General features: G+C 58.7%; 20 protein-coding genes. 13 read left to right on the top strand and 7 right to left on the bottom strand.

Annotated features, from left to right (window positions below; all coding sequences use genetic code 11):
- Positions 1 to 339: 339 nt before the first annotated feature.
- Together JFU37_RS15100 and JFU37_RS15095 are read right to left on the bottom strand one after the other, a co-directional pair.
- The gene (locus tag JFU37_RS15100) at positions 340 to 969 is read right to left on the bottom strand and encodes a response regulator (protein ID WP_201116024.1); all 630 of its coding nucleotides are present in this window, start codon (positions 967 to 969) and stop codon (positions 340 to 342) included.
- Between the two features lie 107 nt (positions 970 to 1,076).
- Positions 1,077 to 3,467: a PAS domain-containing sensor histidine kinase gene (locus JFU37_RS15095; RefSeq protein WP_201116023.1), complete on the bottom strand. Its 2,391-nt coding sequence runs from the start codon at positions 3,465 to 3,467 to the stop codon at positions 1,077 to 1,079.
- 73 nt (positions 3,468 to 3,540) lie between these two features.
- On the opposite strand from JFU37_RS15095, the gene JFU37_RS15090 reads away from it, so the two are divergent.
- Positions 3,541 to 4,533, top strand: coding sequence for an alpha/beta hydrolase family protein (locus JFU37_RS15090; RefSeq protein WP_201116022.1), 993 nt, complete (start codon positions 3,541 to 3,543; stop codon positions 4,531 to 4,533).
- A 115-nt stretch (positions 4,534 to 4,648) separates the two neighbouring features.
- Here the strand turns inward: JFU37_RS15090 and JFU37_RS15085 are convergent, their stop codons facing one another.
- Genes JFU37_RS15085 through JFU37_RS15075 form a run of 3 tightly spaced genes read right to left on the bottom strand, consistent with a single transcriptional unit; the run spans position 4,649 to position 7,105 of the window.
- On the bottom strand, positions 4,649 to 5,416 hold the full coding sequence (locus tag JFU37_RS15085) for a TerB family tellurite resistance protein (RefSeq protein ID WP_201116021.1): 768 nt from the start codon (positions 5,414 to 5,416) through the stop codon (positions 4,649 to 4,651).
- A gap of 1 nt (position 5,417) precedes the next feature.
- A complete protein-coding gene (gene murU / locus JFU37_RS15080) occupies positions 5,418 to 6,089 on the bottom strand; it encodes an N-acetylmuramate alpha-1-phosphate uridylyltransferase MurU (protein ID WP_201116020.1) in 672 nt (223 codons plus the stop codon).
- Positions 6,086 to 7,105 carry an aminoglycoside phosphotransferase family protein gene (locus tag JFU37_RS15075; RefSeq protein ID WP_201116019.1) on the bottom strand — a complete coding sequence of 340 codons (1,020 nt, stop codon included), beginning with the start codon at positions 7,103 to 7,105 and terminating at the stop codon, positions 6,086 to 6,088. Before JFU37_RS15075 ends, murU begins: the two co-directional genes overlap by 4 nt.
- A gap of 130 nt (positions 7,106 to 7,235) precedes the next feature.
- On the opposite strand from JFU37_RS15075, the gene JFU37_RS15070 reads away from it, so the two are divergent.
- The 11 genes from JFU37_RS15070 (at position 7,236) to JFU37_RS15020 (ending at position 21,373) form a co-directional block, all read left to right on the top strand.
- Positions 7,236 to 10,046 carry an LPS-assembly protein LptD gene (locus tag JFU37_RS15070; protein WP_201116018.1) on the top strand — a complete coding sequence of 937 codons (2,811 nt, stop codon included), beginning with the start codon at positions 7,236 to 7,238 and terminating at the stop codon, positions 10,044 to 10,046.
- Entirely contained in the window at positions 10,021 to 11,343 is a 1,323-nt protein-coding gene (gene surA / locus JFU37_RS15065; RefSeq protein WP_201116017.1) for a peptidylprolyl isomerase SurA, read from the top strand. The genes JFU37_RS15070 and surA overlap by 26 nt, the downstream gene beginning before the upstream one ends.
- Positions 11,340 to 12,329, top strand: coding sequence for a 4-hydroxythreonine-4-phosphate dehydrogenase PdxA (gene pdxA / locus JFU37_RS15060; RefSeq protein WP_201116016.1), 990 nt, complete (start codon positions 11,340 to 11,342; stop codon positions 12,327 to 12,329). Before surA ends, pdxA begins: the two co-directional genes overlap by 4 nt.
- Positions 12,326 to 13,144, top strand: a complete 819-nt coding sequence (gene rsmA, locus JFU37_RS15055) for a 16S rRNA (adenine(1518)-N(6)/adenine(1519)-N(6))-dimethyltransferase RsmA (protein ID WP_201116015.1) — start codon at positions 12,326 to 12,328, stop codon at positions 13,142 to 13,144. The genes pdxA and rsmA overlap by 4 nt, the downstream gene beginning before the upstream one ends.
- 123 nt (positions 13,145 to 13,267) lie before the next feature.
- Positions 13,268 to 13,648 (top strand): Co2+/Mg2+ efflux protein ApaG, encoded by a 381-nt coding sequence (apaG, locus tag JFU37_RS15050; protein ID WP_201116014.1) that lies wholly within the window; start codon positions 13,268 to 13,270, stop codon positions 13,646 to 13,648.
- On the top strand, positions 13,648 to 14,529 hold the full coding sequence (locus JFU37_RS15045) for a symmetrical bis(5'-nucleosyl)-tetraphosphatase (RefSeq protein ID WP_201116013.1): 882 nt from the start codon (positions 13,648 to 13,650) through the stop codon (positions 14,527 to 14,529). The genes apaG and JFU37_RS15045 overlap by 1 nt, the downstream gene beginning before the upstream one ends.
- A gap of 33 nt (positions 14,530 to 14,562) precedes the next feature.
- Positions 14,563 to 14,892: a thiosulfate sulfurtransferase GlpE gene (glpE, locus tag JFU37_RS15040; RefSeq protein ID WP_201116012.1), complete on the top strand. Its 330-nt coding sequence runs from the start codon at positions 14,563 to 14,565 to the stop codon at positions 14,890 to 14,892.
- A gap of 296 nt (positions 14,893 to 15,188) precedes the next feature.
- A complete protein-coding gene (locus JFU37_RS15035) occupies positions 15,189 to 17,111 on the top strand; it encodes a PrkA family serine protein kinase (protein WP_201116011.1) in 1,923 nt (640 codons plus the stop codon).
- 144 nt (positions 17,112 to 17,255) lie between these two features.
- Positions 17,256 to 18,527, top strand: a complete 1,272-nt coding sequence (locus JFU37_RS15030; protein WP_201116010.1) for a YeaH/YhbH family protein — start codon at positions 17,256 to 17,258, stop codon at positions 18,525 to 18,527.
- A complete protein-coding gene (locus JFU37_RS15025) occupies positions 18,524 to 20,086 on the top strand; it encodes a SpoVR family protein (RefSeq protein ID WP_201116009.1) in 1,563 nt (520 codons plus the stop codon). Before JFU37_RS15030 ends, JFU37_RS15025 begins: the two co-directional genes overlap by 4 nt.
- A 63-nt stretch (positions 20,087 to 20,149) precedes the next feature.
- The gene (locus JFU37_RS15020; protein ID WP_201116008.1) at positions 20,150 to 21,373 is read left to right on the top strand and encodes a multifunctional CCA addition/repair protein; all 1,224 of its coding nucleotides are present in this window, start codon (positions 20,150 to 20,152) and stop codon (positions 21,371 to 21,373) included.
- A 105-nt stretch (positions 21,374 to 21,478) separates the two neighbouring features.
- Here JFU37_RS15020 and folK read toward each other — a convergent pair whose 3' ends face one another.
- Both folK and folB read right to left on the bottom strand, forming a co-directional pair.
- A complete protein-coding gene (gene folK / locus JFU37_RS15015; protein ID WP_201116007.1) occupies positions 21,479 to 21,997 on the bottom strand; it encodes a 2-amino-4-hydroxy-6-hydroxymethyldihydropteridine diphosphokinase in 519 nt (172 codons plus the stop codon).
- The gene (gene folB, locus JFU37_RS15010) at positions 21,988 to 22,344 is read right to left on the bottom strand and encodes a dihydroneopterin aldolase (protein WP_149416525.1); all 357 of its coding nucleotides are present in this window, start codon (positions 22,342 to 22,344) and stop codon (positions 21,988 to 21,990) included. The genes folK and folB overlap by 10 nt, the downstream gene beginning before the upstream one ends.
- A gap of 74 nt (positions 22,345 to 22,418) precedes the next feature.
- On the opposite strand from folB, the gene plsY reads away from it, so the two are divergent.
- Complete coding sequence (gene plsY, locus JFU37_RS15005) at positions 22,419 to 22,988, top strand: glycerol-3-phosphate 1-O-acyltransferase PlsY (RefSeq protein ID WP_201116006.1); 570 nt, start codon at positions 22,419 to 22,421, stop codon at positions 22,986 to 22,988.
- The last annotated feature ends 7 nt before the right edge of the window (positions 22,989 to 22,995 follow it).

The raw sequence follows: 22,995 nt of genomic DNA, 5'->3' as shown, positions 1-22,995 counted from the left end.
ACCCACACCTTTGTTGTTGATGACTGCTGTGGACTAAGCCTAGTGGACGCTGGTGACCACGCAAATCGGGGCGCAGGAGAGAATGGCCTCAGCCAGGTGGAAGGTTGGGGGTAGGGATTGCCCTACAAGGATGGCGGGATTGGATAGGGGCAGCGGCGATTTGAGGCTGCAAGCCGCATGATCTGGCAAAAGCAGTTGTGTGGATGTGTCGCAAATAGATACGCCGACACGATCCCTTGTAGGAGCTGCCGCAGGCTGCGATCTTTTGATCTTGGTGCCAGAAAGAAAGATCAAAAGATCGCAGCCTGCGGCAGCTCCTACAAGGGATCGAGCACAGAGTCAGAGTAACTTGTGCTCCATCGCGTATTTCACCAGTTCCGCCAGGGAGGTGATGTTGAGTTTTTGCATCAACCGCGCCTTGTGAGTGCTGATGGTCTTGCTGCTCAAGGCCAGTTGCTGGGCGATGTCGTTGACGTTGGCGCCCTGGGCCAGGCGTTCGAACACCGAGAATTCACGCTCCGAGAGCGATGAATGCAGCGGCCGCGAATCGGTCAGGCCGACTTCGAAGACCATACGGTCGGCCAGGTCCGGGTCGATGTAACGCCCACCCGCCGCCACTTTGCGGATCGCGGTCAGCAACAGCGCCGGGTCGCTGTCCTTGGTCGCATAGCCGGCGGCGCCGACCTTCAACGCGCGCGCGGCCATCTGCGCTTCGTCGTGCATCGACAGCACCAGAATCGCCGGCGGATTGTTCAGTGCGCGAATCCGCGGGATCGCCTCCAGGCCGTTGACCCCGGGCATGGAGATGTCCAGCAGCACCACTTCGCAGGGCACATGACGCAGCGTCTCAAGCAACTGCTCGCCATTGCTCGCCTCCCCCACCACCAGCAAGTCCTTGGCCAGGCCAATCAACTGCTTGATGCCTTCGCGAACGATGGTGTGGTCTTCGGCTACCAGTACACGGATCACATGCCTTTCCTCATTAAAATGCGTTGATGCCGAAAAGATCGCAGCCTGCGGCAGCTCCTACGCCGAACGCATACCCTGTAGGAGCTGCCGCAGGCTGCGATCTTTTATCAATCCAGAGGCACTCGCACACTCAACGTCGTGCCTTCACCCGGCTCACTTTCAAGCGACAACTGACCACCCATGATCAGCACCCGCTCGCGCATGCCCACAACCCCAAAGGATGTTGGCCGGCCAGTGGTGGCGACAAATCCTACGCCATCATCGCTGACGGTCAGGCTCAGCTCGTTGCCTTCCAGTGCCAGTGTCAGCTCAACAGTATGCGCCTGGGCATGGCGCATGACATTGGTCAGCGCTTCCTGAAGGATCCGGAACAAGCCAATCGCCTTGGCATCGCTGAGCGCCGGTAAATTGTCCGGCACCTGCACCAGGCACGGAATCTGCGTGCGCGCCTCGAAACGACGGGCCTGCCATTCGATGGCCGAAGCGATCCCGGCATCGAGAATCGGTGGTCGCAGCGCCGTGGCCACGTCGCGCACCAGCTGAAACAGCTGAGCGATCAGGCGCTTCATGCTGTTCAGGCGTTCGTTCAGACCAGGGTCGAGCTGAGCGTAGGCCAGTTCGCACATCGACGTTTCCAGCTTCAACACGGTCAACATCTGACCCAGTTCGTCGTGAACTTCCCGGGCGATGCGGGCTTTTTCCTCTTCCCGGACGCTCTCCAAATGAGCCGACAACTCACGCAGCTGTTCCCGGGAGCTGGCCAGTTCCAGTTCGATGCGCTTGCTCTCGCTGATGTCCCAGACGATACCGTCCCAGACGTAGGCGCCGTCCTCAAGCCGACGGGTGATGGCTTTGATCTCCGCCCAGCGTTGCTCGCCCGAACGGGTGAGAATCCGTCCCTGCCAAGACCAGTCACTGTCGGTATCCAGTGCATGGTCCTGCGTTTGGTGATAGCTGGCCTTGTCATCTGGATGCACCAGGCTGCGCAGGCCTTTGTCACGATGGGCCAGGGTGGCCGGCGAATATCCCGACAGGCTCTCGCTGCCTTCACTGATGTAGGCAAAATCGATTTGCCCTGTCACCGGTGCCCGCTCCAATCGAAAGACCAATCCGGGAACGTTGGCGGCGATCCCTTGCAGCCGCGCCTCGCTTTCCTGCAACGCGGCCAACGCGCGACGACGCTCGGTGACGTCGTTGAGGTAGACCACCAGGTATTCGCCCCCGCGAAATCGCAAAAAGCTCAACGAAACATCCGTTGGCAGGATGCTGCCGTCCGCACGCACACAGTTGGTTTCGAAACTTTGCGGCCCGTCATCGCTGGCACGGGCGCGCTTCCACAGGTTCAGCCAGCGGTCCATGTGCAGACCGGGTTCGAAGTCGATCAGTGGCCGGTCGATGATCCCTCCCGCCGAATAACCCAGCATGGTTTCGGCCGCACGGTTGGCGTAGCGCACATGGCTGTCCCAGTTGACCCAGAGGATGCCGACGGTACTCTGATCGATGGAAAACTGAGTAAGGCGTAACGCTTCTTCGCTGGCGACACGCAGGGCAATGTCCGCCCGCGCCGCCAGCAGTCGCTGCTCCAGACTGTGCTGCTGCCGACGCTGCCAGATGACGATGGCCATGCTGCTCAACCCCAACACCACCAGGAGTAGACAGAGATTTTTCCAAAACACCAGGGACTCGGTCAGCCTTGGATATTTGGGTTGCAGCCACTGGCTGTGCAATTGCTCCAGGTCCTTGGCCGGGATGGCTCGCAGGGCGTTTTCGACGATGCCGGCGAGTTCTGGCCAGTCCCGGCGAGTGGCGACGCGCAATAGTTGCGGCAAGCCAATATCGCCGACCACCAACAGCTCGGAAAACTCCGGCTCGATGGACAACCGCCCCAACTGCGCCTCATCGACCACGGCGTAACTCGCCTGCTGACTGAGCAGCAACTGTAAGGCTTGACGCTCGATGGGTACGCCTTGAAGGTTCAGGTGCGGATAAGTGCTGCGCAGGTAGTCGGCAGTGGCGCTGGGCATGCGCACGGCAACGCGGGTCTGGCTGTCGAGTTTTTCCAGCTCTACCGCGCCGGTGCTTTTCTGATCACTGACCACCAGCTGTGGCACCCGCATATACGGGTCGGAAAACTGCCACAAGCGCAGACCGCCGGGCGTTTGGGTCAGTCCCGGCGCGATATCGATTTCACCCTCGCGCGCAGCGGCTTCCAACTGTTCGAGATCAGGAAAATTGCGCCAACTCAGCTCGACGTTAAGCGCCTTGGCCAGCCATTTCATCAGCTCGACGTTGACCCCGGACAGGCGCTGTAAACGGCGATCGTATTGGGCGTAGGGCGCTTGCAGCACCAGCCCGACCCGCAATTCGTCATGTTGCGCCAGCCATTGCTGCTGGTCCGCGGACAATTGTGCGGCGTGTGCCGGTGGCGCGGCAGCCGCCCAGCCCATCAAGGGGAACCACAAACAGCCGATAACCCATAGGCAGCGAAAACGCATCATTGAAGTCTCACACACTGACAAATACTGACCAACCCATTAGGCTGCCGGAATAACTTCTGGCCTGGAATATCCGATGCCCCCTGTCTACCGCCTGGCACTGCCAGCATTGTGCCTGTCGCTGATCCTGCCTTGCGCCTTTTCCGTCGAGGCGGCCGTCCCGACACCGGTCACTGCGGAAAAAGCTGCAGCAGAAAAACCAGTCGAACGCCAGCCGCTGCTTGAGCGTAGTCAGGAAGAAGCGACCGCTCTTGAGCGAAAAATCCCCGCCCAGGAACAGCAACCCTTACAAGCGGGCGCCGATACATTCCTGGCCTTGTGGAAACCGGCCAATACCGCCGAACCCAAAGGCGTGGTGATTATCATCCCAGGTGCCGGCGAAACCGTTGACTGGCCGCAAGCAATCGGTCCATTGCGCCGCAAATTACCGGACATCGAGTGGAGCAGCCTGAGTATCACCTTGCCGGACCTGCAAAGCGATGCCATTGCGCCACGCGTCGTCGACGTGGCACCAGCCCCCAAGGCCGCCACTACCGCCAGCAAAGATTCGACCACCGCCGCCCCCATCGAGCAAGTTGCCGGCGGTGAAGCGGATGTGACGGACAAAGCGATCGCCGAAACCACCGAGGAACAGGCCAAGGCCGATGCCGAGCGAATTTTTGCCCGCATCGACGCTGCCATTGCTTTCGCCGAACAGCAGAGTGCTCGCAGCATTGTCGTATTGGGTCATGGCACCGGCGCTTACTGGGCGGCGCGGTATTTGAGCGAGAAGCAGCCATCGCAAGTGGCAAAGTTCGTGATGATTGCGGCACAGACGCCGGTGACAGGGACACCCGCGCTGGCGGAACTGACCCCGACATTGAAGCTGCCGACCGCCGACCTCTTCTACATGGACAAACCGCTGGATCGCAGCGCGGCGCTGGAACGCTTGCAAGCGAGCAAACGCTTGAAGACGTCGGCGTTCAGTCAGGTATCACTGAAGGCATTGCCGGGTGATGCCAAGGCAGAGCAAGAACAGCTGGTTCGCCGGGTGCGTGGTTGGTTGAATCCGCAGCACGCGGCGTACTGATAGACCGAGTTGCCGCCTTCGCGAGCAGGCTCGCTCCCACAGTTGAAATGCATCCCCCCTGTGGGAGCGAGCCTGCTCGCGAAGGCGGCTTCACAGGCAACACAACCCTGCCCTGCTACCGAAAATCCCGTCGATCACGAATCAGCTTGTAGGCGTTATGTAATTCGCGCGTTTTGTCGGTAGCCTCACGGACCTGCAACGCTGTCGCACCGCTGCCGGCAATTTTATCCGGGTGATGACGACTGAGCAGGCGCCGATAGGCACGTTTGATCTGCGCGGGCTCAGTGGTGGCTGACACGCCCAAAAGCCGCAAGGCATCCTGATAGGTAGGTGCGTTGTTAACCAATGAGCGCTTCTGCGGTTCGTAGTCCGTCGCCAGTGCTTGCACTTGACGTCGCGTCCAACCCAACCATTTCCCCCATTGCGCGATCAGTTGAAGCTCATTGCTCCCCGCGCGACCATCCGCCCACACCATCCGCCAGCAGGCGCGCAAAACGCCTTCAGCCGCAAAAGGCTGAGCACTCAAACGCCGCAGGTAACCGCGCAGCCGGTCATTTCCCGACTTGCCGCGATTGAACGCGGCAATCGCGCGGAGCTGCGCCTGTTCATTCATTTCCAGCGAGTGCATTTCCTGACGGGCCTGCTGAATATGGCCATCCACCACCCGTCCATCGCACTTGGCTAGCCGCCCCAGCAACACGAACAACAGTTCATCGTTGCGGAGCACTGGGCGACCGCCGAGCTTTTCACGCAAATGCTCCCAGCTCTGCAGGCGCAGGTGCCGATCCAGCGCCTGCCCCAGTAACGCGCCGAGCATGGCCCCCGGAATGCTGGCTAATGCAAAGCCTGCTCCGGCTCCAATCAGAGTCCCTGGCCACAGCATGTCAGCGACTCGCTTCTATCAGAGTTTCAACTTCAGCCAGACGTTCGTGAGTACCGACATCCACCCAATGCCCACTCAGGTGCTCGCCCGTCACTTGCCCCTGCGCCATCGCCGTACGCAACAGGGGGGCTAACTTGAACGCCCCGGCAGCACACCCTTCAAACAGGTGCGGATGAAGGACTGCGATACCGCTGTAGGTCAGCTTGGGGGTGTCCGGCTGACCGTCATGGACCTGCCCGTCGACGAGACTGAAATCGCCAGTCGGGTGGTGAGCAGGGTTGTCCGCCAGCACCAGGTGAGCCAGACCGGCAATCGGCTGGTGCAATACGCTGAAATCGTAGTCGGTCCAGATGTCACCGTTGACCACCAGGAAGGCGCTGTCACCCAACAAAGGTAACGCGCGGAAAATGCCGCCGCCGGTTTCCAGCGGCTCACCTTCCGGCGAATACTGGATGCTCACGCCATAGCGCGAACCATCGCCCAGATAGTCTTCGATTTGCTGACCGAGCCAGGCATGGTTGATCACGATCTCGGTAAAGCCGCAAGCGGCCAGCGCGCGCAGGTGATACTCGATCAGTGGAACACCGCCTGCGCGAACCAGCGGTTTGGGTGTCGTCAGGGTTAACGGGCGCATGCGCTCGCCTTTCCCCGCCGCCAGAATCATTGCCTTCATGCATTCGCTCCAGCGCGCAAACTCAGCAGCAACACATCCAGTCCCGCCAACTCGGGACGACGGACGACCACCGCATCTATATAAGCAAAGAACCGCGGTACGTCGGCCAAGTAGCGCGGCTTACCGTCACGATGACAGATGCGAGCGAAGATGCCGATCACTTTCAGGTGGCGCTGCACGCCCATCAAGTCGCTGGCGCGCAGGAAATCCTCGAAGTCGGACTGCACCGGAATGTCTAGCGCGCCCGCTTGCTGCCAATAGTCTTCCAGCCAGCCGCGTACTCGTTCTTCGGGCCAGCTGAGGAAAGCGTCCTTGAACAGGCAAGTCACGTCGTAGGTCACGGGGCCATAGACCGCATCCTGGAAATCCAGCACGCCGGGATTCGGTTCACTGAGCATGAGGTTGCGCGGCATGTAATCGCGATGAACCAACACTTTTGGCTGGGCCAGGGCACTGTCGATCAGCAAGTCGGTGACCTGCTGCCAGAGCATTTGCTGAGCGGAATCGAACTCGATGCCCAGCTCACGTTTCACGTACCACTCCGGGAACAATTCCAGCTCGCGACGCAGCAACGCCACGTCATAACTCGGCAGCGGTGCAACCATCGGCAACTGCTGAAAAGCCAGCAGCGCTTGCAGAGCATCCTTGAACAAATCGTCCGCATTTTCGCGGTCGATCACGTCCAGGTAAGTCTTGTTGCCCAAGTCATTAAGCAAAAGAAAACCACGCTCGAGGTCTTCGGCATAGATTTTCGGCACATTAATTCCAGATTTCGCCAGCAAAAAGGCGATATCCACGAAGGGTTTGCAGTTTTCCTGTGGCGGTGGCGCGTCCATCACGACAAAGCTTTTGCCCTCGCCTTCCCAACGGAAATAGCGCCGAAAACTCGCATCGCTACTGGCCGCAGTCAACGTGGCCGGGGGGACGGCGCCCCAGCCTTGCTCGGCATAGAGGGTCGCCAATTGCTCATCGAGCCAAACTTTCAGGTGTTGCAAACGTACATCTTGGTCAGGCATTGCAAGGGTCTCCGACGGCGCTAGCCGTCAAGCGGGTCATGCTTTATTATCCAGCATCTTTTTCAGACCATCGAGAGGCGTGCGGCCCACACCGCGGGCAGATGGCACGCAGGAAGCCCGGACTAATAAGATGGCATTGAAATCCCCCGCGTTTCGTAAAAAATTTCCGTTGTTAGTAACCGGCAGTCTGCTGGCACTGCAACCTCTAGCCACCTCATTCGTGGTCGCCGCGGAACAGTATGACTGCTCAGTCTCTGCTTCGGGTGCCTGGGACTGTGCCCCAAAAGCGCCAGCGGCGGCACTGCCACCGCGTCCTGTCCATGACGGCAACGCCGTCAGCGCCACTGGCGAAACTGCAGCCGAGAGCGGCTCCAGCGAAGACACCGGCGCAAAACCTGCGCTCGTTACTGAGGCCAAAGGCCGCGGCCTGAAATCGCGTAGTGCAGACTACAGTCACCTCGACTGGGTTCCACGCGAGAATCTTACTGCAGCGCAATTGGCCGAAACCGGACCTTACTGCTCTGGTTCCTATATCGAACCGAATCGTCCTGGCATGAATGACAAGACGAATAAAAGTGACGCGCCGACCTTTGTGGGTGCCAAGGCCTCCCGCTATGACACGGAAAACCAGGTCGGCACGCTGGCCGGTGACGTGGTTATGCGTCAGGGCAGCATGCAGGTCGAAGCCGACGAAGCAAGCCTGTATCAGGCCGAGAGCCGTGGCGAACTGAGCGGTAACGTCCGTGTTCGCGACAACGGCGCACTGATCGTGGGTGACCATGCCGACGTGCAACTCGACACCGGTGAAGCCAAGGTCGACAACGCCGAATACGTGATGCACAAATCCCGTATTCGCGGTAACGCGCTGTACGCTAAGCGTGCCGAAAACGCGATCATCCGCCTCAAGGATGGTACGTACACCACGTGCGAGCCAAACAGCAACGCCTGGCAGCTCAAGGGCAACAACATCACCTTGAACCCGGCCACCGGTTTTGGTACCGCGACCAACGTGACGCTGCGGGTCAAGGACATTCCGGTTCTTTACACGCCGTACATCTACTTCCCGATCGACGACCGTCGCCAGTCGGGTTTCCTGCCACCGACCATCGGCACCGGCAGCGACACCGGCTTTATGCTGGTTACACCGTATTACTTCAACCTGGCCCCGAACTACGATGCCACGTTGTACCCGCGTTACATGAGCAAGCACGGCCTGCTGATGGAAGGCGAGTTCCGTTACCTGACCAAGTCCAGCGAAGGTCAGTTCGGCGCCGCGTACCTCAACGACGAAGACACCGAGCGCAGCCAGCAGACCGACTACGAAAAAACCCGCTACATGTACAACTGGCAGCACAAGGGTGGCCTTGATTCTCGGGTCTTCACGCAAGTCGACTACACCAAGATCAGCGACCCGTACTACTTCCAGGATCTGCAGACCGATCAAATTGGTGTGAAAAGCGCCGATTACGTGAATCAGCAGGGCTCCGTCACCTACCGTGGCGACAGCTACACCGCTCGCGTGAACGCTCAGGCTTATCAGCTGGCGACCGTTTCCAACATCACGCCGTATGACCGCTTGCCGCAGATCACCTTCAACGGTCAGCTGCCTACTCACCCGGACGGGTTGAATTTCGCCTACGAAACTGAAATCGTGCGATTTGATCGGGATCTGAAAAACGGCACCTTCACCGACGTAGACGGCAATGTCTCGCCGCAACTGGACACCAACGTTCAAGGCCTGGCGCGCGCCAACGGCGACCGCCTCAACCTTGCGCCGTCCATGAGCCTGCCGATGAACTGGACGTATGGTTTCCTGACACCAAAACTCAAGTACCAGTACACGCAGTACCAACTGGATCTGGACAGCATTGGCAAGAGCCAAATCGTGGCTCAAGATCAAGCGGCAGCTGCAGCCGGGACTGAAAATATCAATGGTCAGTTCGGCAGCAACCAGAATCGTGCCGTGCCGATCGCCAGCATCGATAGCGGCCTGTATTTCGATCGCAACACCCAATGGTTCGGCAAAAACTATCGCCAAACCCTTGAGCCGCGTCTGTACTACCTCTATGTCCCTGAGAAGAACCAGGAAAATATTCCTGTGTTCGACACAGGCGAATACACCTTTAGCTACGCGTCGCTGTTCCGTGACAACCGCTTCTCTGGCTCCGACCGCGTCGGTGACGAGAACAAACTGTCGCTGGGCGTGACTAACCGCTGGATCGAAGACAACGGTTTCGAACGTCAACGCATCAGCGTAGGTCAGGCTATGTACTTCAAGGACCGCGAAGTCCAGTTGCCAGGTGTCGACCCAAAAACCCGCGCCGATGGGAACGCCAACGTTTCGCCTTATGCGCTGGAATACGAGTATCGCTGGAACCGCGATTGGCGTACTACCGCCGACTACAACTGGGACCCGGACAGCCACAGCCCTCGCTCGGGTAGCGCGATGTTCCACTACCAGCCTGAAGACAATCCGAACAAGATCGTCAACGCCGGCTATCGCTATCGTAACGATCAGGTGATCTACAACCAAAGCACCGGTCAATGGCAGTTCGGCGGTGACTACGGCACCCCTGGCACGCCTGGCTTCGTAAAGGACTACTACAAAATCGAACAGCACGACTTCTCGGTGATGTGGCCGATCGTGCCGCAATGGAACGCCATCAGCCGCTGGCAGTACGACTACAACCGCAACCGTACACTTGAGGCCTTTGGTGGTTTCGAGTACGACAACTGCTGCTGGAAATTGCGCCTGATCAACCGTTACTGGGTTTCCTATGACGAATTCAGTCAGGAAGCTCCGCAAAACGAAAAAGGCGACCACGGCGTATTCCTCCAAATTGTACTGAAGGGACTCGGCGGCCTCACCGGCGCCAAAGTAGAGAGCTTCCTCGACAAAGGCATCCAAGGTTATCGTGAACGTGAAGACCAAGCTTTCTGATTGTCTGCGCCCGCTGATGCTGGGCGCGCTGTTCCTGGGTACCGCCGCCAACGCCGCGGTACAGTCCATCGATAAAGTGGTGGCCATTGTCGACAACGACGTGGTCATGCAGAGCCAACTGGACCAACGCGTCCATGAAGTTCAGCAAACCATCGCCAAACGCGGTGCTGCGGCACCGCCGACTGACGTCCTGGATCAGCAGGTGCTTGAGCGTCTGATCGTCGAAAACCTGCAACTGCAGATCGGCGAACGTTCGGGCATCCGCATTACCGATGAGGAACTGAACCAGGCTGTCGGCACCATTGCCCAGCGCAACAACATGACGGTGGATCAATTCCGCGCCGCGCTGACTCACGACGGTCTGTCTTACGACGACGCCCGTGACCAGATTCGTCGCGAGATGATCATCAGCCGTGTGCGTCAGCGTCGCGTGGCCGAGCGCATTCAGGTCTCCGAGCAGGAAGTGAAAAACTTTCTCGCTTCCGACCTGGGCAAAATGCAGCTGTCCCAAGAGTTCCGTCTGGCCAACATCCTGATTCCTACCCCGGAAAGCGCCAACTCCGACGCCATTCAGAATGCCGCCAAACAAGCAGACGCTGTTTACCAGCAGCTCAAGCAAGGCGCTGACTTCGGTCAGTTGGCAATCGCCAAATCCGCCAGCGAAACCGCACTGGAAGGCGGCGAAATGGGCTGGCGTAAAGCCGCTCAGTTGCCACCTCCGTTCGACCGCATGCTGAGCACCATGGCTGTCGGCGACGTCACTCAGCCAATGCGCACCCCGGGTGGTTTCATCATCCTGAAGATCCTCGAGAAGCGTGGCGGCGAGACTCAGATGCGTGACGAAGTGCATGTTCGTCACATCCTGGTCAAACCGAGCCCGATTCGCGACGAAGAAAAAACCAAGGCCCTGGCTCAATCGCTCTACACCCGTATCGAAGCGGGCGAAGATTTTGGCGATCTGGCGAAAAACTACTCGGAAGACCCGGGTTCCGCCCTCAACGGTGGCGACCTGAACTGGGTCGACCCGAACGCACTGGTGCCTGAATTCCGCGAAGTGATGGCCAAGACCCCACAGGGCCAGCTGTCCAAGCCGTTCAAGACCCAATATGGCTGGCACGTCCTGGAAGTCCTTGGCCGCCGCGCCACTGACAGCACCACCCAGGCCCGTGAGCAGCAAGCCATGACCGTACTGCGTAACCGCAAATACGACGAAGAGCTGCAAACCTGGCTGCGTCAGATCCGTGACGAAGCGTACGTAGAGATCAAACTCCCTGGTGCAAACCAGGCAGCGCAGTGAAACCCAAACGTTTCGCGCTGACGCCCGGCGAACCGGCCGGCATAGGTCCTGACCTGTGCCTGCTGCTCGCCTCGCAAGCCCAGCCTCATCCCCTGATTGCCATTACCAGCCGCGACCTGCTCCTTGAGCGGGCCGCGCAACTGGGCGTGTCTGTCGACTTGCTAGCGGTAACGCCGGACGCCTGGCCGGATGTTCCCGCGCCGGCTAACAGCCTGTATGTCTGGGATACGCCGCTGAATGCGCCAGTCATCGCCGGGCAACTGGACAAAGCCAATGCGGCTTTCGTTCTGGAAACCCTGACACGCGCTGGCCAAGGCTGCCTGGACGGGCATTTCGCCGGCATGATCACCGCTCCGGTGCATAAGGGTGTCATCAACGAGTCCGGTATCGCCTTTTCCGGGCACACGGAATTTCTCGCTGACCTGACCCATACCGCACAAGTGGTGATGATGCTCGCCACACGCGGATTGCGCGTGGCGCTGGTCACCACACACCTGCCCCTTCGCGAGATTGCCGATGCGATCACGCCGGAGCGACTGGAACGGGTCACGCGAATTTTGCACAACGACCTGCAACAAAAATTCGGCATTGCCCAGCCACGTATCCTGGTTTGTGGGCTCAACCCCCATGCCGGTGAAGGCGGCCACCTGGGCCATGAAGAAATCGACATCATCGAACCTACATTAGAGCGCCTGCGTGGCGAGGGCATGGACCTTCGCGGCCCCCTGCCCGCCGACACTCTGTTCACCCCCAAATATCTGGAGCACTGCGACGCGGTGCTGGCGATGTACCACGACCAGGGCTTGCCCGTGCTGAAGTACAAAGGCTTCGGCGCAGCCGTCAACGTGACCCTGGGCTTGCCGATCATCCGCACTTCGGTCGACCACGGCACCGCCCTGGATTTGGCCGGTAGCGGCAAAATCGACACCGGCAGCCTGCAAGTCGCCCTGGAAACCGCCTACCAGATGGCCGAGACCCGTTTATGACCGAGCATTACCAACACCGGGCGCGCAAGCGTTTCGGCCAGAACTTCCTTCATGATGCCGGTGTTATCGACCGCATCCTGCGCTCCATCCATGCCAAACCCGAAGACCGCCTGCTGGAAATCGGTCCGGGCCAGGGCGCGCTGACCCAAGGCCTGCTCAACAGCGGTGCCCAGCTCGACGTGGTGGAACTGGACAAAGACCTGATCCCGATCCTCAATCAGCAGTTCGCCGGCAAGAGCAACTTCAACCTGCATCAGGGCGACGCACTGAAGTTCGACTTCAACAGCCTGAACGCAGCGCCAGGCAGCCTTCGGGTCGTTGGCAACCTGCCGTACAACATCTCTACGCCACTGATTTTCCACCTGCTGCATAACGCCAGGCTGATTCGCGACATGCACTTCATGCTGCAAAAGGAAGTGGTCCAGCGGATGGCGGCAGGCCCTGGCGGTGGGGACTGGGGTCGCTTGTCGATCATGGTTCAGTACCACTGCCGGGTTGAGCACCTGTTCAACGTTGGCCCGGGCGCGTTCAATCCGCCGCCGAAAGTCGACTCCGCCATCGTGCGTCTGGTGCCCCACGCGGTACTGCCGCATCCAGCCAAAGATCACAAAGTGCTGGAACGCGTCGTTCGCGAAGCCTTCAACCAGCGCCGCAAGACCCTGCGCAACACCCTCAAACTGCTGCTGAGCAATGACGAGATCACAGCCGCCGGCGTCGATGGCAGCTTGCGTCCTGAGCAACTTGATCTGGCAGCCTTCGTGCGCCTGGCCGACAAGCTCAGCGAACAGGTCCTACAGAAGCCTGCGGATATCTGACAGACCGCAGGCGTTATCGGGTAGGACACCAGCGCCCATGTCTGGTTTACTACCCGATACTTGGCCTAGACTGAGTCTCATCAGCTACGCCCCGCGTCCCGCTTCGTTTTTAAGGCCTCTTGCATGTCCGATCCTCGTTATCAGGTCGACGTCAGCGTCGTCACCCGCTATCTGGCAGAACAATCGCAACCCGAGCATGACCGCTTTGCCTTCGCCTACACCATTACCGTGCACAACAATGGCGAGTTACCGGCCAAACTGTTGTCGCGGCACTGGGTGATCACCGATGGTGACGGGCATGTCGAGGAAGTTCGCGGTGCCGGTGTCGTTGGCCAGCAGCCAGTGATTCAAGCGGGTGAGAGCCACACTTACAGCAGCGGCACCGTAATGACCTCCAAAGTCGGCACCATGCAGGGCACCTATCAAATGCTTGCCGACGACGGTAAGCACTTCGACGCCATCATCGCGCCATTTCGCCTGGCGGTGCCCGGAGCGCTGCACTAATGACGACGTATGCCGTCGGTGATTTGCAAGGTTGCCTCGAACCTCTGCAATGCCTGCTCAAGGAAGTCGCCTTTGACCCTGCCCACGACAAACTGTGGCTGGTGGGCGATCTGGTCAACCGAGGCCCGCAGTCGCTGGAAACCTTGCGCTTCCTCTATAGCATTCGCGAGTCCCTGGTGTGCGTTCTCGGCAATCATGACCTGCACTTGCTGGCCGTCGGGCATAACATTGAACGCCTGAAGAAAGCCGACACCCTGCGTGAGATTCTCGACGCCCCGGATCGCCCGGAACTGCTGGATTGGCTGCGCCGGCAAAAGCTCATGCATTACGACGAACAACGAAACATTGTCCTCGTGCATGCGGGCATACCGCCACAGTGGTCGCTGCGCAAAGCATTGAAATGCGCCGCCGAAGTCGAAGACGCCCTGCGTGACGATAACCGTATCACCCCCTACCTCGATGGCATGTACGGCAACGAGCCCACGAAATGGAACAGTGACCTCACGGGTGTCGAGCGCCTGCGAGTGATCACCAACTATTTCACCCGGATGCGTTTCTGCACCCGCGAAGGCAAACTCGACCTCAAGGGCAAGGAAGGCATCGACACCGCGCCACCGGGTTATGCGCCATGGTTCAAGTACAAGGAACGCAAGACCAAGGGTCTGAAAATCATCTTCGGCCATTGGGCAGCCCTTGAAGGCCAGTGCGACGAGCCAGGCATTTTTGCCCTCGATACCGGTTGTGTCTGGGGTGGCGCGATGACCCTGATGAACGTCGACACCGGCGTCCGCCTGCAGTGCAAATGCGACGATCACGGCCGAACTCTACCGCCAGTCGCACCCTCTATTTCCGAACAAACGTCAGCCGACGCCCGGCGCTAGACTGCGCATTCAGCCGAGCCACAGGAGCCCGCCATGAGCGAATTCAAACGTATCCCCCCAGAACAGGCCCAGGTCCTGCGTGAACAAGGCGCCGTTGTCGTCGACGTCCGCGACCCGGCGACCTTCGCTGCGCTGCACATCAGTGGCTCGAAACATCTGGACAACCACTCCCTGCACGCTTTCATCCAGGGCGCAGACCTTGATGCACCGACCGTGGTGGTCTGCTATCACGGCAACTCCAGCCAGGGCGCTGCCGCCTACCTGATCAGCCAGGGCTTCTCCGACGTCTACAGCATGGATGGCGGTTTTGAGCTGTGGCGTACGACTTATCCTTCGGAAACCGCGCAAGGCAGTTCCGAATAATTTTTTTGTAACGTGCAAGCCCCGTCCCCTGCGGGCTTGCGCGCAGGCAGACGAACGGTCTGCCACAACTAATTACGTATCTCGCCTTTACCTCCCGGATTCCGAACTATCCTTAAGCGCAGGCCATCCAAAACAGGGGAGAGCCGGTACACCGGCGCACGGATCATCGGGAGTAGCTTTTGGGGTCGTCAGCTCCGAAAGAGTTCTGGGGGGTAAACAGCGACCGCCTGTTCGGTTGCTGCCAGCATCGACTGAATGATCCGGCGTCGGCTCCACGTATCGAGCGAGGTGACGTCATGAGTATCTTTAGCCACTTCCAACAACGCTTCGAGTCCACACGCCAGGAAGAACTCTCGCTGCAAGAGTATCTTGAGCTGTGCAAACAGGACCGTAGCGCCTATGCCTCCTCCGCTGAGCGGCTATTGCTGGCCATCGGAGAACCGGAATTGCTCGACACCTCGACCAACTCGAGACTGTCGCGAATCTTTTCCAACAAGGTGATCCGCCGCTATCCGGCCTTTGAAGACTTCCACGGGATGGAAGAATGCATCGACCAGATCGTGTCGTATTTCCGCCATGCCGCACAGGGCCTGGAAGAGAAGAAACAAATCCTTTATCTGCTCGGCCCCGTCGGTGGCGGTAAATCGTCCTTGGCCGAGAAGCTGAAACAGCTGATCGAAAAGGTGCCCTTCTACGCAATCAAGGGCTCGCCGGTTTTCGAATCACCCTTGGGTCTGTTCAACGCCACTGAAGATGGCGCGATCCTCGAGGAAGACTTCGGCATTCCCCGCCGCTACCTCAACACCATCATGTCGCCATGGGCCACCAAACGCCTGGCCGAATTCGGTGGCGACATCAGCCAGTTCCGCGTAGTGAAACTCTATCCGTCGATCCTTAACCAGATCGCCGTGGCCAAAACCGAGCCGGGAGATGAAAACAACCAGGACATCTCGGCACTGGTGGGCAAGGTCGATATCCGCAAACTGGAAGAATTCCCACAGAACGACGCCGACGCCTACAGTTACTCGGGTGCCCTGTGCCGGTCCAACCAGGGCTTGATGGAATTCGTCGAAATGTTCAAGGCACCGATCAAGGTGCTGCACCCATTGCTGACCGCCACCCAGGAAGGCAACTACAACAGTACCGAAGGCCTGGGGGCGATTCCGTTCACCGGGATCCTGCTCGCGCACTCCAACGAATCGGAATGGCACACCTTCCGCAACAACAAGAACAACGAAGCCTTCATCGACCGGATCTATATCGTCAAAGTACCGTACTGCCTGCGGGTCAGCGACGAAGTGAAGATCTACGACAAGCTCTTGTTCAACAGCTCGCTGGCCAAGGCCCATTGCGCGCCGGACACCCTGAAGATGCTCGCCCAATTCACCGTGCTCTCGCGCCTCAAGGAACCGGAAAACTCCAACATCTACTCCAAGATGCGCGTGTATGACGGCGAAAACCTCAAGGACACCGATCCGAAGGCCAAGTCGATCCAGGAATACCGCGACAACGCTGGCGTCGACGAAGGCATGAACGGCCTGTCCACCCGCTTCGCGTTCAAGATTCTGTCGAAAGTCTTCAACTTCGACCCGCACGAAATCGCCGCCAACCCGGTGCACTTGCTCTACGTGCTGGAACAACAGATCGAACAGGAACAATTCCAGGCCGAAACCCGCGAACGCTACCTGCGCTTCCTCAAGGAATACCTGGCGCCGCGTTATATCGAATTCATCGGTAAGGAGATCCAGACCGCCTACCTCGAGTCGTACAGCGAGTACGGCCAGAACATCTTCGATCGCTACGTGCTGTACGCCGACTTCTGGATCCAGGACCAGGAATACCGCGACCCGGAAACCGGCGAGATCCTCAACCGCGTAGCGCTGAACGAAGAGCTGGAAAAAATCGAAAAACCGGCGGGCATCAGCAATCCGAAAGATTTCCGCAACGAGATCGTCAACTTCGTACTACGTGCCAGGGCCAACAACAACGGCAAAAACCCGACCTGGCTCAGCTACGAAAAACTGCGGGTGGTCATCGAGAAGAAAATGTTCTCCAACACCGAAGACCTTCTGCCGGTCATCAGCTTCAACGCCAAGGCCAGCAAAGAGGACCAGCAAAAACACAACGACTTCGTCACACGAATGGTCGAACGCGGTTACACCGACAAACAGGTACGACTGCTGTCCGAGTGGTACCTGCGGGTCAGAAAGTCCCAATAAGGGAGCTGCAAGCGGCAAACGACAACTTACCGTCACAAGCGCGCAGTTTGCGTGGTAATTGTGGCCATATGTCGCGCGCCGCTTGTTTCTGAAGCTTCTGTCTTGCAGCTTGAAGCTTATGACTCGAAGCTCCCCGGAGGGCCTATGAGCTATGTGATCGACCGACGTCTCAATGGCAAGAACAAGAGCACGGTGAACCGTCAGCGGTTTCTGCGGCGGTACCGTGATCACATCAAAAAGGCCGTTGAAGAGGCCGTCAGCCGCCGCTCCATTACCGATATGGAGCACGGCGAGCAAATCAGCATCCCCGGCCGCGATATTGACGAGCCGGTGCTTCACCACGGGCGCGGCGGCAAGCAGACCGTCGTGCACCCGGGCAATAAGGAATTCACCAGCGGCGAGCACATTGCACGTCCGCCGGGAGGTGGCGGCGGCAGAGGCCCCGGCAAGGCCGGTAACTCGGGCGAGGGGATGGACGAATTCGTCTTCCAGATCACCCAGGAAGAGTTTCTGGAATTCATGTTCGAGGACCTGGAGCTACCGAACCTGGTCAAACGCAACCTGGCGGGTACCGACACCTTCAAGACCGTCCGTGCCGGGATCAGCAACGAGGGCAATCCGTCGCGGATCAACATCATCCGTACCTTGCGCTCGGCCCATGCACGCCGAATCGCCCTGTCCGGCAGCAGCCGGGCAAAATTGCGCGAAGCCAAAGAAGAATTGTTGCGACTTAAACGCGATGAACCGGACAACTTCGGCGATATTCAGGAAATCGAAACCGAAATCGAAAAACTCAGTGCGCGTATTCATCGCGTGCCGTTCCTCGATACGTTCGACCTCAAGTACAACCTGCTCATCAAGCAACCCAACCCCAGCTCGAAGGCAGTGATGTTCTGCCTGATGGACGTCTCCGGCTCGATGACCCAGGCGACCAAGGACATCGCCAAGCGCTTTTTCATCTTGCTGTACCTGTTCCTCAAGCGTAACTACGAAAAGATCGACGTCGTGTTCATCCGCCACCACACCAGTGCCCGGGAAGTCGATGAGGAGGAGTTTTTCTATTCTCGCGAAACCGGCGGCACCATTGTTTCCAGCGCCTTGAAACTGATGCAGGAAATCATGGCCGAGCGCTATCCGAGCAATGAGTGGAACATCTACGCCGCCCAGGCCTCCGATGGCGACAACTGGAACGACGACTCGCCGATCTGCCGCGACATCCTGATCAACCAGATCATGCCGTTCGTGCAGTACTACACTTATGTTGAGATAACCCCGCGCGAACATCAGGCCTTGTGGTTTGAGTACGAACGCATCGCCGAAGCCTTTTCCGACACTTTTGCCCAGCAACAACTGGTCTCGGCCGGGGATATTTATCCGGTCTTCCGTGAACTCTTCCAGCGCAGGTTAGTGACATGACCGCCAAAGAGCAGAAGCGCCACCCCATTTCTACCGGCTCCGAATGGACGTTCGAGCTGATCCAGGCCTACGACCGCGAAATCAGTCGTATTGCGGCAGGCTACGCGCTCGACACCTACCCAAACCAGATTGAGGTGATCACCGCCGAACAGATGATGGACGCCTACGCCTCCGTCGGCATGCCACTGGGATATCACCATTGGTCCTACGGCAAACACTTCCTTAGCACCGAGAAATCCTACAGCCGGGGCCAGATGGGGCTGGCCTACGAGATCGTGATCAATTCAGACCCGTGCATCGCCTATCTGATGGAAGAAAACACCATCTGCATGCAGGCCCTGGTGGTGGCACACGCCTGTTATGGCCATAACAGCTTCTTCAAAGGTAACTACCTGTTCCGCACCTGGACCGATGCCAGTTCGATCATCGATTACCTGGTGTTCGCCAAGCAGTACATCATGCAGTGCGAAGAGCGCCATGGCATCGACGCGGTGGAAGACCTGCTCGATTCCTGCCATGCATTGATGAATTACGGCGTGGATCGCTACAAACGCCCGTATCCGATTTCGGCGGAAGAAGAACGTCGTCGGCAGAAGGACCGAGAGGAGCATTTGCAGAAACAGATCAACGATCTGTGGCGGACCATTCCCAAGGGTGCTGACAAGTACAGCGACAAGGACAATGCGCGCTTCCCCGCCGAACCTCAGGAAAACATCCTCTATTTCATCGAAAAACACGCGCCACTGCTAGAGCCATGGCAACGAGAAATCGTGCGCATCGTACGCAAGATCGCCCAATACTTTTATCCACAACGTCAGACCCAGGTGATGAACGAGGGGTGGGCCACGTTCTGGCACTACACCCTGATGAACGACCTGTACGACGAAGGACTGGTCACCGACGGCTTCATGATGGAGTTTCTGACGTCTCATACCAGCGTGGTCTATCAGCCTGGCTTCGACAGCCCGTACTACAACGGGATTAACCCCTACACGCTGGGGTTTGCCATGTACCGGGACATCCGGCGCATGTGTGAAAGCCCAACCGAGGAAGACTACCGCTGGTTTCCAGAGATTGCCGGCACCGACTGGCTGTCGTCCATCAAGTTCGCCATGAGCAGCTTCAAGGATGAGAGTTTCATCCTGCAATACTTGTCTCCGAAGGTGATCCGCGACCTGAAGTTGTTCAGCATCCTCGATGACGACCAAAAGGACGATCTGCTTGTACCAGCGATTCACGATGAAGATGGCTACCGCACCATCCGGGAAACCCTGGCGGCGCAGTACAACCTGGGCAACCGCGAACCCAACGTGCAGATCTACAGCATCGACCGGCGCGGCGACCGCTCCCTGACCTTGCGTCACCAGCAACACGACCGCAAACCATTGGGAGAGTCCACCGAGGAAGTGCTCAAACACCTGCACCGCCTCTGGGGCTTCGACATTCACCTGGAGACCCTGCAAGGGGACCAGGTGATGAAAACCCACCACGTACCACCGAGAAGCGAACACGGCGAAGGCGATTACGGTCGGCTGGACTTGGCCGTCATCCACCTTTGATTCTGTTTCTGCCTCCGGAAGTTCGACGCAAAGGTTATTCTGTCGAGCTAACGGAGGTTTTTTATGCAGATTTATAAAGTCGGCGGGGCCGTACGCGATCGCCTGCTGGGCAAACCTGTCACCGATATCGACTGGGTTGTGGTGGGCGCCACGACCGAAGACATGCTCGCCAAAGGCTTTCGTCCGGTGGGCGCAGACTTCCCTGTGTTCCTCCATCCAAAAAGCGGTGAGGAATACGCCCTTGCCCGGACCGAACGTAAAAGCGGACGCGGTTATGGCGGCTTCACCTTTCACGCCAGCCCTGAAGTCACCCTCGAAGAAGACCTGATCCGCCGCGACCTGACGATCAATGCCATGGCCGAAGACGATCAACAAAACCTGACCGACCCTTACCATGGCCAACGCGATCTCAAAGCGCGGCTGCTTCGTCACGTTTCCCCTGCTTTCGCCGAAGATCCGCTCAGGGTTCTGCGTGTTGCGCGCTTTGCGGCACGCTATGCCAAGTTGGGCTTTACCGTAGCCCCGGAAACGCTCGAGCTAATGCGCCAGCTCAGCGAGTCAGGCGAACTCGAAGCCTTGACTGCAGAACGAAGCTGGAAAGAAATTTCCCGCGCACTGTTGGAAGACCAGCCTCAGGTGTTTATTGAAGTGCTGCGCGAGTGCGGTGCACTCAAAGTGCTGATGCCGGAAGTCGACGCGCTGTTTGGCGTTCCGCAGCCTGAAGCCCACCACCCGGAAGTCGACACTGGCGTGCACACCCTGAGCGTGCTGGAACAAGCAGCGCTGCACCAGCAACCGCTGACTGTGCGCTGGGCATCCCTGTTGCATGATCTGGGCAAAGGACTGACGCCGGAAGAAGAGTGGCCACGCCATATTGCCCATGAGCACAAAGGCCTGAAGCTGATCAAAGCGGTCAACGAGCGCTTCAAGGCTCCGAAGGATTGTCAGGAGCTGGCGCTGCTGGTGGGCCAATATCACACTCATGGCCATCGCGCCCTGGAGCTGAAGCCGTCGACCTTGCTTGAGTTGTTGCAGAGTTTCGATGTTTACCGCCGGCCGCAGCGGTTCGAGGAGTTCATCGCCGCCTGCGAGATGGATGCACGAGGGCGCAAAGGGCTGGAGCAGAGAAGTTATCCACAGGCGGATTATTTGCGCGGGGCGGCTTCAGCGGCACGGAGCGTGGCGGTTCAGCCGTTGCTGGAGAAGGGATTTAAAGGGCCGGAGTTGGGAGAGGCGATCAAGCGCGAACGACTTAAGGCGCTGAAGGCTTACAAAGAACAAGCGTAAGACAAAGATCAAAAGATCGCAGCCTTCGGCAGCTCCTACAGGGGGATTGTGTTCGATCTGTAGGAGCTGCCGAAGGCTCGGGCCGCGTTCGGACGATCTTTTGATTCATTGCAAATCCAGAGGGGTCAATTGCTCCCCCCGCCACTCAAACGCCACTGGCGCCAACACCTGATCGATCTGCGCTTCGCCCCACAAGGTTGCAAAGCTTTTGCCTACGCCCGGATGTACACGGTCCGGTGCAATCAGCGACAGCGGCCACAGCACAAAGGCATTTTTCAGAATTTCTGCGCGCGGCAGAATCAGACCATCAAAATTGCCCACCAGATCGCCGAACAACAAAACGTCGATATCCAGCGGCAGACCCTTGCGGTCTGGCGCATAACGACCGTTGTCTGCCTCAATGAATTTCAGTCGACGGTCCAGTTCCATCAGCGGCAAATCGGTAAAACCCGACACCACGAAATTGAAGAACGGTCCGCTCTTGATCCCTACGGGCTGGCTTTCGAACACCGCTGAGCAGCGTATATCCACCAAAAAGCCCGACAAGGCTTCCAGGCCGGCCTGCAAATGGGTTTCACGCTCGATATTACTGCCGAGCCCGAGGTACACCTGAGTCAGCGACATCCGCGCTCGATCTCCACGCCCACGCCACCCGTGGCAGCCGGAACTGCACCAGGCTTGGTCAGTTTGAGGCGCACCCAGGTGATCTGGAATTCGCTCATCAGCACTTCGACCAGACGCTCGGCAAAGGTCTCGACCAGCTGAAACTGTGCCTGCTCGGCAAAGGCCTGGATACGCGACGATACACTGGCGTAATCGAGCGCCAGGGTCAGGTCATCGCCCGCCGCTGCCGGGCGATTGTCCCAAGCGAAGCTCAGATCAAGTCGCAAGCACTGTCGGATGCCTCGCTCCCAGTCGTAGGCACCAATCACGGTGTCGACTTCCAGGCCCTCGATAAACACTCTGTCCAAGCACTTTTCTCCGCTGCACGACAAGGGCGCAATGCGCCGTTAGAATCAGGGCGTCCTCGCCCGGAATAGTTAGCATGTTTTGGTTATTGGCGACCCTCGCCTACCTGCTCGGCTCTCTGTCCTTCGCCATTTTGCTCAGCCGCCTGACCGGTAAACCCGATCCGCGAATGAGTGGCTCGGGCAATGCCGGTGCCACCAACATGTTGCGCCTGGCCGGCAAAAAACTCGCCGTCCTGACCTTGCTCGGCGACCTCTGCAAAGGCCTGCTGCCAGTGCTTATCGCAGGCCTCGCAGGGCTTTCGCTTCAAGAGCAGGCCTGGATCGGCATCTGCGCCGTCATCGGCCACCTGTTCCCGCTGTACTTCCGCTTTCGCGGCGGCAAGGGTGTTGCCACCGCTGCCGGCATGCTGCTGGGCCTCTATCCGCCCGCTGCTTTGCTCGCGGTCTGTGCCTGGCTGCTGACGTTCTACCTGACCCGCACCAGCTCGCTGGCCGCATTGATCGCCACACCGCTGATCCTACCGCTGCTGGCCTGGCAGGAACCGGCAGCACTGCTGCCCATGAGCGCGCTCACGGGCCTGATCGTCTGGCGCCATCGCGGCAATCTACGCGACCTGTTTGCCGGGCGCGAACGGCATTTTTAAATACCGA

It is taken from the genome of Pseudomonas sp. TH41, assembly GCF_016650695.1.
In the GTDB taxonomy this organism is placed as follows: domain Bacteria; phylum Pseudomonadota; class Gammaproteobacteria; order Pseudomonadales; family Pseudomonadaceae; genus Aquipseudomonas.
This window is presented reverse-complemented; position numbering and strand designations above follow the sequence as displayed.